This is a genomic window from Sphingopyxis sp. Q841 (assembly GCF_052384365.1).
In the GTDB taxonomy this organism is placed as follows: domain Bacteria; phylum Pseudomonadota; class Alphaproteobacteria; order Sphingomonadales; family Sphingomonadaceae; genus Sphingopyxis; species Sphingopyxis terrae_A.
This window is the reverse complement of record NZ_JBQSUM010000002.1, coordinates 812,722-826,690: the sequence shown is the minus strand read 5'-3', so window position 1 is coordinate 826,690 and position 13,969 is coordinate 812,722. Positions and strand designations below refer to the sequence as shown.

17 protein-coding genes are annotated in these 13,969 nt (G+C 64.6%); 6 read left to right on the top strand and 11 right to left on the bottom strand.

Translation table 11 applies throughout. The features are described from left to right. Window positions 1-102: 102 nt before the first annotated feature. The 3 genes from ACT17R_RS14320 to ACT17R_RS14310 all read right to left on the bottom strand — a co-directional run bounded on the left by ACT17R_RS14320 (window position 103) and on the right by ACT17R_RS14310 (window position 2,281). Window positions 103-573 carry a hypothetical protein gene (locus ACT17R_RS14320; protein WP_444809673.1) on the bottom strand — a complete coding sequence of 157 codons (471 nt, stop codon included), beginning with the start codon at window positions 571-573 and terminating at the stop codon, window positions 103-105. A 209-nt stretch (window positions 574-782) separates the two neighbouring features. Further along, the gene (locus tag ACT17R_RS14315) at window positions 783-1,274 is read right to left on the bottom strand and encodes a LuxR family transcriptional regulator (protein WP_444809672.1); all 492 of its coding nucleotides are present in this window, start codon (window positions 1,272-1,274) and stop codon (window positions 783-785) included. A gap of 449 nt (window positions 1,275-1,723) precedes the next feature. Then, on the bottom strand, window positions 1,724-2,281 hold the full coding sequence (locus ACT17R_RS14310) for a TetR/AcrR family transcriptional regulator (protein ID WP_444809671.1): 558 nt from the start codon (window positions 2,279-2,281) through the stop codon (window positions 1,724-1,726). Window positions 2,282-2,349: 68 nt separating this feature from the next. Here ACT17R_RS14310 and ACT17R_RS14305 point away from each other — a divergent pair, with 68 nt between their 5' ends. Genes ACT17R_RS14305 through ACT17R_RS14295 form a run of 3 tightly spaced genes read left to right on the top strand, consistent with a single transcriptional unit; the run spans window position 2,350 to window position 3,473 of the window. Beyond that, entirely contained in the window at window positions 2,350-2,778 is a 429-nt protein-coding gene (locus tag ACT17R_RS14305; RefSeq protein WP_156416793.1) for a hypothetical protein, read from the top strand. After that, window positions 2,775-3,119, top strand: a complete 345-nt coding sequence (locus tag ACT17R_RS14300; protein WP_058812931.1) for a hypothetical protein — start codon at window positions 2,775-2,777, stop codon at window positions 3,117-3,119. The genes ACT17R_RS14305 and ACT17R_RS14300 overlap by 4 nt, the downstream gene beginning before the upstream one ends. Before the next feature lie 3 nt (window positions 3,120-3,122). After that, complete coding sequence (locus tag ACT17R_RS14295) at window positions 3,123-3,473, top strand: hypothetical protein (protein WP_444809670.1); 351 nt, start codon at window positions 3,123-3,125, stop codon at window positions 3,471-3,473. Between the two features lie 60 nt (window positions 3,474-3,533). Here the strand turns inward: ACT17R_RS14295 and ACT17R_RS14290 are convergent, their stop codons facing one another. The 4 genes from ACT17R_RS14290 to ACT17R_RS14275 all read right to left on the bottom strand — a co-directional run bounded on the left by ACT17R_RS14290 (window position 3,534) and on the right by ACT17R_RS14275 (window position 6,928). Further along, window positions 3,534-4,079 (bottom strand): fasciclin domain-containing protein, encoded by a 546-nt coding sequence (locus ACT17R_RS14290; protein WP_444809669.1) that lies wholly within the window; start codon window positions 4,077-4,079, stop codon window positions 3,534-3,536. Between the two features lie 84 nt (window positions 4,080-4,163). Next, entirely contained in the window at window positions 4,164-4,832 is a 669-nt protein-coding gene (locus ACT17R_RS14285; RefSeq protein ID WP_444809668.1) for an anti-sigma factor, read from the bottom strand. After that, window positions 4,825-5,433: a sigma-70 family RNA polymerase sigma factor gene (locus tag ACT17R_RS14280; protein ID WP_444809667.1), complete on the bottom strand. Its 609-nt coding sequence runs from the start codon at window positions 5,431-5,433 to the stop codon at window positions 4,825-4,827. The genes ACT17R_RS14285 and ACT17R_RS14280 overlap by 8 nt, the downstream gene beginning before the upstream one ends. A gap of 4 nt (window positions 5,434-5,437) precedes the next feature. After that, entirely contained in the window at window positions 5,438-6,928 is a 1,491-nt protein-coding gene (locus tag ACT17R_RS14275; protein WP_444809666.1) for a phytoene desaturase, read from the bottom strand. A 123-nt stretch (window positions 6,929-7,051) separates the two neighbouring features. Between ACT17R_RS14275 and ACT17R_RS14270 the strand changes: the two genes are divergently transcribed. Beyond that, window positions 7,052-7,507, top strand: coding sequence for a DUF3429 family protein (locus tag ACT17R_RS14270; protein ID WP_231737386.1), 456 nt, complete (start codon window positions 7,052-7,054; stop codon window positions 7,505-7,507). Here ACT17R_RS14270 and ACT17R_RS14265 read toward each other — a convergent pair. Next, window positions 7,482-8,474, bottom strand: a complete 993-nt coding sequence (locus ACT17R_RS14265; protein ID WP_444809665.1) for an NAD(P)/FAD-dependent oxidoreductase — start codon at window positions 8,472-8,474, stop codon at window positions 7,482-7,484. The genes ACT17R_RS14270 and ACT17R_RS14265 overlap by 26 nt on opposite strands. Further along, window positions 8,474-9,106, bottom strand: a complete 633-nt coding sequence (gene folE, locus ACT17R_RS14260) for a GTP cyclohydrolase I FolE (protein WP_062901947.1) — start codon at window positions 9,104-9,106, stop codon at window positions 8,474-8,476. The genes ACT17R_RS14265 and folE overlap by 1 nt, the downstream gene beginning before the upstream one ends. 137 nt (window positions 9,107-9,243) lie before the next feature. On the opposite strand from folE, the gene ACT17R_RS14255 reads away from it, so the two are divergent. Both ACT17R_RS14255 and ACT17R_RS14250 read left to right on the top strand, forming a co-directional pair. Continuing rightward, window positions 9,244-9,831, top strand: coding sequence for a PAS domain-containing protein (locus ACT17R_RS14255; RefSeq protein WP_444809664.1), 588 nt, complete (start codon window positions 9,244-9,246; stop codon window positions 9,829-9,831). 69 nt (window positions 9,832-9,900) lie between these two features. Then, window positions 9,901-10,644 (top strand): SDR family NAD(P)-dependent oxidoreductase, encoded by a 744-nt coding sequence (locus tag ACT17R_RS14250; protein ID WP_444809663.1) that lies wholly within the window; start codon window positions 9,901-9,903, stop codon window positions 10,642-10,644. Here the strand turns inward: ACT17R_RS14250 and ACT17R_RS14245 are convergent. Next, window positions 10,638-12,170 (bottom strand): cryptochrome/photolyase family protein, encoded by a 1,533-nt coding sequence (locus tag ACT17R_RS14245; protein ID WP_444809662.1) that lies wholly within the window; start codon window positions 12,168-12,170, stop codon window positions 10,638-10,640. The two genes, ACT17R_RS14250 and ACT17R_RS14245, sit on opposite strands and share 7 nt — an antisense overlap. Window positions 12,171-12,790: 620 nt before the next feature. Beyond that, a complete protein-coding gene (locus tag ACT17R_RS14240; protein WP_444809661.1) occupies window positions 12,791-13,864 on the bottom strand; it encodes an AraC family transcriptional regulator in 1,074 nt (357 codons plus the stop codon). Between the last annotated feature and the right edge of the window lie 105 nt (window positions 13,865-13,969).

The following is a 13,969-nucleotide window of genomic DNA, read 5'->3' as shown; positions in this document are numbered from 1 at the left end:
CTGCGGCGATCGAGGCGGCAAGGTGCTCGTCACCATCAAGAACGCCTGACAGCTGTCGCGGCGAAGCAGCGAGGGCGCGGCCCAGACCCCCGAAATGCGTGATCAGCTGCTGGGCGGCCGTGGACGCGCGCTCGGCGGCGAAGGGGGCGAGGAGCTCCGCCAGGACGGATACGGCCCGTGGCGCCGCCGCCGCCGCGCGTGGCGCCAGATCCCGAACCCCAGGATCGGCAAGATGATATAAAAGGGGCCATAAATCATCAGACCGTAGGCGAGCTTTGGAAAGCTGCTCGTCAGTTCGCGTGAGAAATGCCCGATCACCGAGACGAGCTGGAAGGCGGCTAGCCATAAAGGATATATCCTATTCGCCCAGAGCGCGACGGCAATGAAGCCCGCCGCCATCATGAGGTCGAATGTCAGGTGACCGAGGTCGACCGATCCGTAGATCGCGCCATGGCCCGCCAGAAGGTGATAGACGGGGTCGGCAAGGGTCACGAAGCCAAGAATCGCCACGCAGATCCGTTCGGGTGCCGCTCCCCAGCGCAGTGCTGCTGCACCGAAGAGAAGCATCATCACCAGATTTGCTATTTGAAGCCGGTCCATCGGCACAGCGTGGCGCGGCGCGGCGGACGGGTCAACGCCCGGGCGGCTGTACGGCGCGCTGACGTCTCGTCGGCGGCGCGAACCTGGTGACGAGACCGCCCCATAAACTGAGTGTTGCGTTCATTGTCTTTCCCCTCGCATCGGCGCCCGCGGCCGATGCATTCCAATAGACAGGGGATCGGTCAGCCGTTCACGATATCCGCAAGCGCTCTGGCGACGCCAAGGCCGACCGCCAGACTGGCAAGGATCGCGAGCAGAATGATCGCGATCGCCGCACCGCGGGATAGCATGGCGTTGCTGCCATCGAGCATCCCCGGGACGACGCGCGGCTGCGGCATCTCCTCGGCCCAGGGCGCATCCACCCGAACGGCGATGCTGTCCCGAAGCCTGGCAGCCGTCTCGCCCGCATCGCTCCCGTCCCCGGTCTTCCCGAATGCAGCGCGTGCGCCTAGCTGTATAAATCCGTCATCATTTTCTACACATGGTACGGAGGCCTCCGCAACTGGCGCGATGCGATCGCGCCAGTTGCGATAGCGCCGCACAAGCTCGTGTCGCGTAATGCCGCCGAGGCGCAGACGCAGCACTTCGATGCGCCGGTTGATCGCGGGCTCGCTGACCGCGAGTGCACCCGCGATCTCCTTGCTGGTACGATTATTGGCGAGCAGTTCGAGCACGGCCCGCTGCTTTTCGGTCGCAAATGTAAAATCGTCTTCGCCGTCGCCCACGCTTTTCCCTCATCGGTGTTGAACCTAGCATAACCATCTGCGCAGATCGCAATCAATGGTCGGGAGTTTTTTGGTTAAATCGGGGCGTCGAAGGGCGGGGATGCCGATTATGAACCGCTGCACCTGTCAGGATATGAAACGCGTTGCGTGAAGGCGCTGGCTGCCTTCGGGTCACGCTTTTTTGTTGGGCGCTTGACGGATAGCCGCCGACGATCCACATTCCCCTTATCGTTCAACAACGGAAAGGAGGTGGTCTGATGTCTCATTGTCATATGCCGCATGCGGCAACGCTGGTGAGCTTGGCCTCCGCCATGGAGCGGCCGCTTATCTGAGCAAAGCCCCTGTTGGCTGACAATGGAAAGGCCGTCCCGCAAGGGGCGGCCTTTCACGTACCGCGATCAGCGAGCACGACCGAGATGGGAGATAGCGCGCGCGGCGCGCGCCGCGAGATCGGGCCCGCGGCCGATGTCGATGATCGCGAGACCGTCAACCGCCGCGACGATCATCGCGGCGACGGCCTGCCGATCGGCGGCCTCGTCAATCGCAAGATGCGCCTCGACCCATGCCAGGAAGCCGGCCAGCATCGCTTCGGCGATGGCGGGGAAAGGGGCTTCGCCGCGGCCCGCCGCTGCAATCATCTGAACCCATAGTCGCATATAGGGCCGGATTTCGGCGCGCGTGACGAGTGCCCCGGCGCGTTCGAGGAGGGCAAGCGGTGCGAGCCTCTCGCCTTCGCCGACCGCTTCGCCAATATGCTCGGCAAGGTCCGCGGCGATCCGCTGCGCGGCGCAGCCCAGCACCTCGGCCTTGTCGGCGAAATAATAAAGCAGCATCCGGTCGCTGACCGCCGCCGCGCGCGCGAGCTCGCGCAAACTCGTCTGCGCGAGCCCATGGTCGAGCAAATGCGCTGCCAGAGCGGCCTCGACCCGTGCACGCTGTTCTTCGCGGCTGACCATCTTCACCTCTTGCGCCCGCTGCTAGCGATCGATATGAATGTAGCAACTGCTACATGGATTCGCATCTGATGATGTACGGACCTGACCATAAGCTGTTCGAGCTTGCGCCCATTGGCGCGGCGCTGGTCTTTGTCGCCTTCATCTTTGTCAAAATCGCGCGCCCGGCCAGAGCGCGCGGTAGCTGGCTGCTGGCGGCGGCAGCGTCATCGCTCTTCGCGATCTGGAGCGGTTACGCTGGGTTTACCGGCGGCTGGGCCGGCTTCTGGCCGCTTCATCAGGCCGGCGTCTGGGGCAATCAGATCTGGTTCGATCTGCTGCTCGCGGTCGGCGCCGCCTGGTCGCTGCTCCTGCCGCGCGCGCGATCGGTCGGGATGCGGGTGGTTCCTTGGACCCTCTTCGTCCTTGCGACCGGCAGCATCGGCCTTTGTGCGATGCTCGCACGCTGCCTTTATCTGGAAGCATCGCCGCAGGGCGAATCGGGAGGGGATTTGGCATGACCTTGTTTCGGCTGTTTCTGGCGATCTGTTTGGTCGTCATCATCGCCTATACCGGCGTCACCATCGCGCATCACGGCTGGAATCTGCTGCCGGTCTTTTTCGGCGACATGGCGGCGATGAGTTGGCCCGGCCAGTTCAATCTCGACTTCTTCTGCTTCCTGCTGCTCTCCGGCCTCTGGACCGCGTGGCGGGGGCATTTCAGCGCGGCGTCGCTTCTGCTGGGCCTCGTCGCGGTTTTTGGCGGGATGCTGTTCCTGTCACTCTATCTCTTGTGGCTGAGCTACCGATGCCGCGGCGATGCGCGGGCGATGCTGCTCGGTCCGGTGCGCGCGCAAGGCTGAACCATGACGCTGATGCTTTACGTCTCGCTCCTGCTCAACGTCGCTGTCCTCATACCGGTTTGCCTGGGTCTTGCGCGCGGCGCCCGCTGGGCCGATGAGGCATGGGGGCCGCCGAGTCCGGCGCGGGGCATATTGCTAAGCATCTATGCCGCGATCCTGATCCTGTCGGTGCTGCTGCTGTTGCTCGGCCAGCCGTTGCTCGCCGCGCCACTGCTCGCAGTGCAGATACTTTACAAGCTGATGGCGCCCTTCATCGTGCGAGACTGGCGCAATCCTGTCATCCTGAGCAATCTCGCTATCGCGGCGGTTCATTGCGTAACGCTTGCCGGGCTTTGGTCTGGCTTGCGCCTCTGAACATCGCTTCACTGTAAAGAGCGCCCCCGCCGCGCGGCGCGCAGCGGGGGGCGCCTCGCTTCACGGCATCAGGACCGCGTCGATGACGTGGATGACGCCATTCGACTGCAGAACGTCCGCGGGACCGATCTTTGCCTTGCTGCCCTTGGCGTCGCTGACATACCAGCTTCCGTCCTTCTGCCAGACGGTAAGGGCTTCGCCCTCGACGGTCGTCAGAACGGCCTTGCCGCCGTTGGCCGCCGCCTTTGCCGCAATGTCGGCTGCAGTCAGGCGTCCGGGTACGACGTGATAAGTCAGGATCCCGGTAAGCTTTGCCTTGTTTTCCGGGAGAAGCAGCGTGTCGACCGTACCGGCGGGCAGCTTTGCAAACGCCGCATCGGTTGGCGCGAAGACCGTGAAAGGCCCTGGCGAGGCGAGCGTGTCGACGAGACCGGCGGCCTTCACCGCCGCCACCAGCGTCTTGTGATCGGCTGATGCCGCAGCATTTTCGACAATATTCTTGGTCTCGTACATCGCGGCGCCGCCGACCATGGGATTTTTGGCGTGGGCGCCGGTGGTCGCGAGCGCAGCAGCGGCAAGGGCAAGAGTGATGTGCGAAACCTTCATCGAACATTCCTTTCCTGAATTTTTCGCCCCGGATGGGGGAGGGGCAGTGAAGCTACGGAATGGCTCGGCGGGCGGATGCACCCGCTAGACAAAAATTATCGCGCCGCGCGCGAGTGGCGGTCCGCTGGGCCGGAGGTGCGGCGTCGTCGAAGGTGCCTCGATCGTGATCGCGAACTCGCTGCCGCTCTGAACGAGCGGCCTGAGCGCGCGCGGCATGATCATTTCCGAACGTCCTTGCGGTGCAAGCTGGCCGAGCGAAACCGGCGCCATGCCGGGCCGCAGGATCCAAAGTTCCGGGCGCCCCGGCCCCGGCAGTGCTCCCGCTATCTCGACGCGCATCCGGCCCGACTTGGCCGCATAGCGCGCTCCGACCACCAGGTCGGGACCGACCAACGTCGCGACCGCAAGGTTCGGTGCACGGCGCGCCTCGGGGGAAGGCCAGACCAGAACGGTCAGCATCAGCAGGGCGGCGGCCCCTACCATCGCCATCGAAGCGCGCGGCCAGCGGCTCTGCGAAGCTTTCCGCGCTTCAATCGCGGCGGCGATGCGGCCCCAGACCTCGCGCGGTGGTAATTGGTCTTCGACCTGCCAGGCAAGCGCGCCGAAATGCTCTTCCCAGGCCGCGACCTCGGCGGCAAAGCGCGCGTCGCTTGCAAGGCGGGCGGCGGCGATTGCCTGCTCATCCCGCGATAACAGGCCGAGCACCAGCTCCGCGGCGAGCACGTCGGTGGTGGCGGAACGATCGTCAGACATCGCCGAGGCAGGCGCGCAAGCGGACGAGCGAGCGCCGGATGATGCTCTTGATCGTGCCGAGTGGCAGCGCTTCGCGCGCCGCAAGTTCGCGGTAGGAAAGCCCCTCGAAAAAGGCAGTGCGCAGAAAGCCGGCCGCGCGCGCATCGAGCGCCGCGAGGCAGCGGTCGATGGTCGCGCGGCTGTCGCGCTGGTCGAGCAGCGCGTCCGGACCTGCGCCTTCGTCGGGGCGCAGGCTCAGCGCATCGTCGATCGGTTGCTGGCGCAGCAGGCCGCGTGCTTCGGCCGAGCGGCGCCAGTCTATCGCGGCATTGCGCGCTATCGCGGCGAGCCAGCTGATCGGGCTCGCGCGCCGCCGGTCGAAACGCGCCGCATTTTCCCAGATCTTCAGATAAGCGCTCTGCAGCACATCTTCCGCCTGCGCCCTTTCGCCGCAGATTCTGAGGCAGATGCCGAACAGCTTCGCCGAGGTCAGCCGGTAGAGCGTGCGCATCGCTTCCTCGTCGCCGCGGCCGACCGCCTCGATCGCACGCACCAGCCGCGCGCGCGCAATATCGACGAGCGTCTCGCGGTCAGCCTGCACCAAAGGGATCGCGGTTGCCACGGCGTCAATCCGCAACCGCGAGTGCGGCGGCATCGAGCATCAGCCCGGCGGTGGCCTTGGCGCTCGCGACGACGCCGGGAATCCCCGCACCGGGGTGGGTGCCCGCGCCGACAAAATAGAGATTGTCGATCGCGTCGTCGCGATTGTGCGTCCGGAACCACGCGCTTTGCGTGAGTGAGGGCAGCAGGCTGAAGGCGCTGCCGTGATGCGCGGCCAGATCGGCCGAAAAATCGCGCGGCGTATAGTGGAAGCGGGTGACGATCCGTTGAGAGAGATCGGGCAGCAGCCGTTCTTCGAGCTTGGCGATGATCTTGCGCGCGAGCGTCTCGCCTTCGCTGTTCCAGTCGATCGCGGCGTGGCCGAGATGGGGGGCCGGGACGAGCGCATAAAATGTGCTGCGCCCCGGCGGCGCGAGCGAGGGGTCCGTCGCGCTTGGGTGATGGAGGTAGATTGCGAAATCGTCGCTAAGCACGCCGCGGCGATAGATATCGTCCAGCAGTTCGCGGTAGCGCTGCGCGAACAGGATCATGTGATGGGGAACGCCGGGATAATGGCCCTCGACCCCGAAATGCAGAACGAACAGGCTCGGCGACCATTTCTTGCGGCCGAGCCGTCGCGCCATCTTTCGCCCCCGCCCGCCAGCGAGCAGGTCGCGATAGCTGTGCATGACGTCGGCGTTCGAGGCGATGGCGTCGGCGCGCAGCGAATGGCCGCTCGCGAGCGTCACCCCCGTGGCCCGGCGGCCTTCGCTGTGAATGCGCACCACCTTGTCGCCGAGACGAAGGCGGCCGCCCAGTCGCTCGAACTGGCGGACCAGTCCCGCGACGAGCGCGTTGGTCCCCCCTTGCGCGAACCAGACGCCGCCGTCTTTTTCGAGCTTGTGGATGAGCGCGTAGATGGCGCTTGTCGCCATCGGATTGCCGCCGACAAGCAGCGTATGAAACGAAAAGGCCTCGCGCAGCCGCGCATCCTTTATATGCGAGGCGACGGTTGCATAGACCGATCGCCAGGCGCGCTGTCTGGCGAGCGCGGGCGCCGCCTTGAGCATCGAGGCGAAATCGAGAAACGGCACCGCGCCCAGCTTCACATAGCCTTCGGCATGAACCGCTTCGGAATAGCGCAAGAAGCGCTCGTAGCCTGCGACGTCGGGAGGGTTGAAGGCGGCAATCTCGCGGCGCAGCGCGGGTTCGTCATTGCCATAATCGAAATGGCTGCCGTCGGGCCATTGCAGGCGGTAGAAGGGAGAAACGGGCAAGAGCGTGACATCGGCCGCCATATCGGCGCCGGTGAGCCGCCAAAGCTCCGCAAGGCAGGCGGGGTCGGTAATGACCGTCGGTCCCGCGTCGAAGGTGAAGCCGTCGCGCTCCCAAACATAGGCGCGGCCGCCCGGCCGGTCGCGCGCTTCGACAAGGTCGACGGCAACGCCGGCCGACTGGAGGCGAATGGCCAGCGCCAACCCGCCTATTCCGGCTCCGATCACGATTGCGCTGCGCACAGATAATCTCCTTGGATGGTCGAAGCCTAGGCCGCGATGGCGCGCCGGGCGACCTGTCCTTTGGGCGGTATGTGCCTCAAAGGGCAGCTTGCCGCCGCGCGCGTCCCATGCTGGACGGCGCGCATGAAGCTGACCGCAATCACTGTGTCGCCTGCTACGCGCCGTCTCGGCTTCGCCGGACTGCTTCCTGCCGCGGCATGCCTGGCGCTCATGCTCGCCGGCGGTGAGGCCTGGCGCTGGACCGCTCTCACCATCGGCTATCTCTATGCCGTGCTTATCTTCTCTTTCCTGGGCGGCGTCTGGTGGGGACTCGCCGTTCTGTTCGCGGACGCGCCGCGCTGGACTCCGCTCGCGGCGGTGATGCCGAGTCTCATCGGGCTCGCGAGCTTTGCCCCGTGGCTTTTCGGCTACCCTTGGCCGCAGCCTTCGCTGATTCTGGTCGGACTTCTGCTGCTGGTTTCGCCGCTGATCGATCGCGCCATCGTCGGCGCCGCGCCCGGCGGTGACGCGTGGATCATTTTGCGCGTCCAATTGTCGACCGGGCTTGGCGTACTCAGCCTGTTGATCGCGCTTCTCTGACCACCTCGGATGTCAACTCGCTGCGCTCGGCGAAGGACGCAGCGATATGGCATCCCAGCCGATCGCCGCGCTCCCACGCGGCTTCGACAAAGCCGTGCGCGAGCCAGTCGCCGCACGCACCGAGGCCGATCGCCGGATTCCACAGATCGACGGGATCGCGGCCGGACGGCTGGCCGAACAGCCAGCGATGCGCGTGGCTATGGATGGGCTGCGGGAGAATGAGGTCGTGCGCGCGCGCGAGGTCAACCAGCAGCGCTTGGCAGATTTGATCGGCCGGCCGCGTCAGATTGGCCTCGCTCCATTCCCAGCTGGCCTGAACCACCCAGCATTCGGCAGAGCTGCGCCCAGGGCGCGTGCCATTGCGCATCGCGAGCGTGATGGGACCGTCGCCGCGTATCAGATCGGTCGCCGCGCCGATCGGCCGCGCGAAAAGGAACATTGCCGACCATATGGGGTGCGAGCGGATCGCCATTGCCGCGCGGGCCATGGTGAAATCGTGCAGCGACAGAAGCGGAGCGGCCTGTTCTGCGGGAATGGCGACGACGGCGGCATCAAAAGGCGCGAAGCGCCTGGTCTCGCTGTGTACCGTCCAACCCGCAGGGCTGCGCGTCAGCGCCGTGACAGGGGTCGACCAATGAATGGCATGTGCGGCGCCATAGGCTTTGAGCGGCGCGTTCATCGTCGGCACCCCGATCCACGCATCGCGGCCGGCCGCCGGCCAGCGGGCGGCAAGCCCGGCGGCCTCCCACTGGCCGACAAGCGCCGAAAAGCCTGCCGACCGCGCAGTAAAATGCGTCGCGCCCTGATCGACCGCGATGGTGCCTTGATCCGTGTCGATGCGGCGCGTCGACATGCGCCCTCCGGCCCCGCGCGCCTTGTCGAACAGCACGGCTTCGTGGCCCGCCGCACGCAGCGCCGCGGCGCACGCCAGCCCGGATATTCCTGCCCCGACGATCGCGACGCGCATCAATAGCCCATCAGGCTGAGCACTTCCTTGCGGCTGCGCTGGTCTTCGAGGAAGCAGCCGAGGACGCGGCTGGTGACCATGCCGACGCCGGGGGTGCGCACGCCGCGGCCGGTCATGCAGCCGTGCTGCGCGTCGATCACCACCGCAACGCCATGCGGGTGCAGATTGTCCCAGATGCATTTGGCAACCTCGGCGGTCAGCCGCTCCTGCACCTGCAGGCGGCGGGCATAGCCATTGAGCACGCGCGCAAGCTTCGAAATGCCGACCACGCGCTCGCGCGGCAGATAGGCGATCGAGGCCTTGCCGGTGATCGGCGCCATATGATGCTCGCAGTGCGACTGAAAGGGGATGTCGCGCAGCAGCACGATCTCGTCATAGCCGCCGACCTCTTCGAACGTGCGCGACAGATGGACCGCCGGATCCTCGCCATAGCCGCTGCAATATTCCTTCCACGCCCGCGCGACCCGCTTGGGCGTGTCGAGCAGGCCCTCGCGCGCCGGATCGTCGCCGACCCAGCGGATCAGCGTTTCGATCGCGCGCGCGACGTCGGCGGGAACCGGAAGTTTGCCATCATCCGAAACCGGAGGCACGTCCGGCGTGTCGAGAAAGGGAGGACGGGCGACGAAGTTCATGATGCGGTACCTCGGGTGGCGGCCCGGAGGGGAGGTGAGGGAAGAGGGCCGCCGACTATGACTTGCATTGCGGCGCTGCTTTGTCGCAACATGTCCATTGGGGCAGGTCGCTCCCCGAAGATGAAAGTCCGAATTGCATGTCCCTCAAAGCGATGATCGCAACCAGCCCGATCGCGGCGGTCATCAGCGATCCTCGGCGCCCCGACAATCCGATCGTCGAATGCAACGATGCCTTTGTCGCGCTGACCGGCTATTCGGCCGCCGAGATCATCGGCCAGAACTGCCGGTTTCTGACCGGTCCGGGAACCGAAGCCGAGCTCAGCCAACAGTTGCGCCGCGCCATCCGCGAACGGCGTCCCGTGCTCGTTGAAATCCTCAATTACAAGAAGGACGGCACGCCTTTCCGCAACGCCGTTCTCGTCGCGCCGATCTTCGGAAGCGATGGCAGCCTCGAATATTTTCTGGGGTCGCAGATGGAAGTTGACGATGGTGTGCTTCTGCGCGGCGAGCGCCAGGCGGAGGCGCGCGCGCGCATCGACGCGCTTTCACCGCGGCAGCGCGAGGTGCTGCTGCTGATGGCCGAAGGCAATCTCAACAAGCAGATCGGCTACAGCCTCGGCCTTTCGGAGCGGACAGTGAAGATGCACCGCGCCGCGCTGCTGAAGGCGCTCGGCGTGGCGACCACGGCCGACGCGATTCGCGTTGCGGTCGAAGCCGGTTTTTGATGACCACAAGGGCAGACTGCACCAAAGGCGGTATCGCCTGAGCGCCGCCATCGTGCAAACCGCCGCGCGATGAACGAAAGAGGCGGGAGAGGGACGCCGCGCCGGGCCTGTGTGCTCGGCGCGAGCGGTGGTATCGGTTCGGCGCTGGTCGCGGCGCTTGAGCGTCGGGGTGTCGAGACAATCTATGCCGGTTCGCGGCGCGCGACCTTGGCGAGAAGCCCGGCGGTGACGTCCTTCACCTTCGACTTCGCCGATGAAGCGAGCCTTGAAGAGGCTGCAACGACAATCGCCGCCGAAGGGCCGCTCGACCTCATCCTGGTCGCGACCGGCCTGCTGCACCGCGCCAATGCCGTAAGGCCCGAAAAATCGATGCGGCAGCTCGACCCAGCATCGCTTGCTGAACTTTTCCACGTGAACAGTATCGGCCCGGCGATTGCGGCGAAGCATTTCCTGCCGCATCTCGCGCGCGATCGCCGCGCGGTCATGGCCTTTCTTTCGGCACGCGTCGGTTCGATCGGCGACAACCGGCTCGGCGGCTGGTACGGCTACCGCGCGTCGAAAGCGGCGCTCAATGCCTTCGTGCGCGGCTTTGCGATCGAGGCAAGCCGTATGAACCGCGAGAGCATCGTCGTGAGCCTGCACCCCGGCACCGTCGACACGCGGCTTTCGATGCCGTTTCAGCGCGGTTTGGCGGCGGGGCAATTGCAACGCGCCGAACAAAGCGCCGATCATCTGTTGCAGGTGATTGAGCGCCTGACCAGCGAAGATAGCGGCGGCTTCTTTGCGTGGGATGGACAGAGGATCGCCTACTGACCCTGATTGTCGTCCATTGCTGCTAGAAACCGGCTTGCCTGATTCCGGATTTGCGCCTGTTCAAATTCGGCAAAACGGCTCCAGCCGCGCAGAACAGGCTGCATGCGGGCATTGGCGCCAAGCCGATCCGCGTGCCGCGCGATGAAACTCCAATAGAGAAAATTGAAGGGGCAAGCTCCCGCACCGGTCCGCTTTTTGACATCGTAGTGGCAGCCGCGGCAATAGTCCGACATGCGGTTGATATAGGCGCCGCTCGCCGCATAAGGCTTGGAAGCCAGCAGTCCGCCGTCGGCGAACTGGCTCATGCCCAGCGTATTGGGCAGCTCGACCCATTCATAGGCATCGGCATAAACGGCGAGATACCAGCGATGGAGCTCGGCGGGATCGATCCCCGCCAGCAGCGCGAAATTGCCGGTGACCATGAGCCGCTGGATGTGGTGCGCATAGGCCTCATCGCGCGTCTGGCGCACGCAGGCGGCAACGCAGGCCATATCGGTATCGGCGGTCCAGTAGAATGCGGGGAGCGGCCGCGTAGCGCCGAGCCGGTTCTCATCGGCATAGCCGGGCATGAAATGCCAATATATGCCGCGTACATATTCGCGCCATCCAAGGATCTGGCGGATGAAGCCTTCGGCGGCGTTGATGGGTACGCGTCCCGCGCGGCAAGCCTCGTCAACGCGCGCGCAAACCCGGCGCGGATCGAGCAGCCCGCAATTGAGATATTGCGCGATCACCGCATGGTAGAGAAAAGGCTCACCTGAGAGCATGGCGTCCTGATTGTCGCCGAAGCGCGCGAGCCGATGCGCGACGAAATCGTCGAATGCCGCTTCCGCATCGGCACGGGTGACGGCAAATCCGAATGGCGATAGCGTACCGAAATTATCGGGGAATCGGGCTTCGACCATCACCATGACATCGCGTGTGATGACGTCGGGTGGGAAAGCGTGCGGGCGGGTCATCAGAAGATCGCGCTCGGCGGGTTTGCGGTTGTCGGCATCGAAATTCCAGCGGCCGCCGAGCGGGGCTTCGCCATCCATCAGGAGTCCCGTCTCGTGGCGCATCATGCGATAGAAATATTCCATCCGCAGTTTCTTGCGGCCTTCGGCCCACGCCGCGAATTGATCGGGCGTAGAGAAAAACCGATCGTCGGCGATGATGGTGCAATTGGTCCACGAACGCATCGTCTCGGCGAGGCGCCATTCGCCCGCTTCGGTCACGCGCAAGGGAAGGTCGCCATGGCGCTTGCGTGCACGCGCAACCTCGCCGCCGAGCGATCCGCTATTGTCCGGATCGTCGAGGCGGACATAGTCGACGCGCCATCCCTGCGCGCGCATCTCCTCGGCAAAATGGCGCATCGCGGAAAAGAGAAAGGCGAGCTTCTTGCGGTGGTGCGGAACGTAACCCGCTTCTTCGGCGACTTCGGCCATCAGCAGAATCGTTTCGGCAGGCGACGCATCGCGCAGCGACGAGATGGCGGGAGTTAACTGGTCCCCCAATATCAGGACGATCTCGCTGGCTCTGGTCATGGCACCGCGCGGCGGCCTTCGCTCGGCCCTCCGGGACGGAACAGGGCTGACGGATGTGGGTGATGGTCCATGAAACAGGCGATGCAGCGCGCTTCGGGCTCCGCCAATATGGACTTTCGGCCAGCCATTTTGGCAGAGCAGCGTGTCTGGTTAGAGGCATCCGGCTAGAGCGCACCAGCCGGTTCTATGACCGGGAAAGCCATCCATTATGCCGTTCGTCGACGGGTGTCAGCCTTCGTCGGCGGCGCTGGTTACGCATTTTTCCGTTCCAAAATGAGTGGATTCTAGCCGAAATCATTTGAGCGGACTGCCTCACCAATTTCCATTTTCCGTCGGGAACTCCGACCCGATAACCCGCGTATTGCCGCCGAGCTTCAAAACAACATTGGGTTGAATGCTTTTCACCGGGCTGCGCCGTCTGGCGCGGTCCGGACTATCTCGTCAGCCCTGCATCGTTATCGATTGCAAAAGGCCATTCCGCCGCGACGTCCAGAGCGACCAAATCGACGGCGGCGCGCGCGCTATGTCGCGGCTGCGATTCCCACCCGAAAACGGACAGACCGCGATCCGCCCCAGGCGGCAACGCCTGTTTCCCCCAGGCCGCCTCACTGCGATCTCGGCTATTTTTCCGAGCGGACTTCGTTGATCGTTTTGCCGGTCCACCTGCGGACGGCGCGGCGCAGGTTGGCGCTGTCGCTGAAACCGACCTTCCAGGCGACATCATCGACGCTCATGCGTGTTGTCTGCAGATATTCGATGGCGAGTTTCCGGCGGACATCGTCAACGATCTCGCCATAGCTCGTGTCTTCGGCGGCCAGGCGTCGGCGCAGCGTACGTTCCTGCAGCCCGATTTGCTCGGCGATCGCCGTCATCGAGGGGAAGTGGTTCGGAGCGAGGAGCAGGAGTTGATAGACTTCCCCCGACAGTCCCGATGATATTCGCGATTGGCCGATCAGCCGGTCGCATGTTTCTTCGAGCATCGTTCGCGTCAACCGATTGCCCAGCTCCGGTGTCTGTTCGAGGATGCCGATCGGATAATGCAGCTCATTGGCATCCGCGGCATAGAGGCAGGGGCAGGACAGTTCGCGTTCGTCCTCCGCCGAGCGCGCCTCTTCGGGCAGCGCGAACCGCGCGCGGACCGGGACATTGTCCGATCCCGCCGCATCGCGAATATGGGTATAGGTCATCTTCATCTGTTGGCGGATGAGGAAAGTGCGCACGTCGTTGCTCATCACGTCGCGATAGATTTCCTGAAATTGCCATACTGCGACCTCACCTTCCGTTCGCCAGCCCAGCCGTACAGTGGGGGTGGCGAGCGGCTGGTAGCGTACGGCGAAGTCGAAGAAATCGCGCATCGTCGGCGAGCACATCAACGCATAACCGTACATCCCATAGGCCGACAGATGCAGTCGCGACCCGATCGCGAAGGCATCCGCGAATCGTGCGCCCGCCGCGACGATATTCTCGCATGCGGTCAGATATTGGCCGATCGAGGTCAGCGTATGCGGATCGCGCACTTCGGCGAGCGTCAACCCCGTCCGGTCAAGTACGGTTGCCGGATCGATTCCGCGCCCGGCGACCGTATCGATGACGGTCGCTAACTTGAACGGGGCGAAGATGCGTTGATTGAGCGAAGGGAAGCCGGCGCGCGGATTGCGGCCAGTCAGCATGCTCTGATCCTCGTCGACGGTCATAGCAGCCCCTTCGTGCGATGCTGTCCTCCAGAGACATAGCGATGTCCGCCAATGCTCTTACCAACGGCTGTGGCAAACCATAAGCATCATGGCAAGCCGGCAACG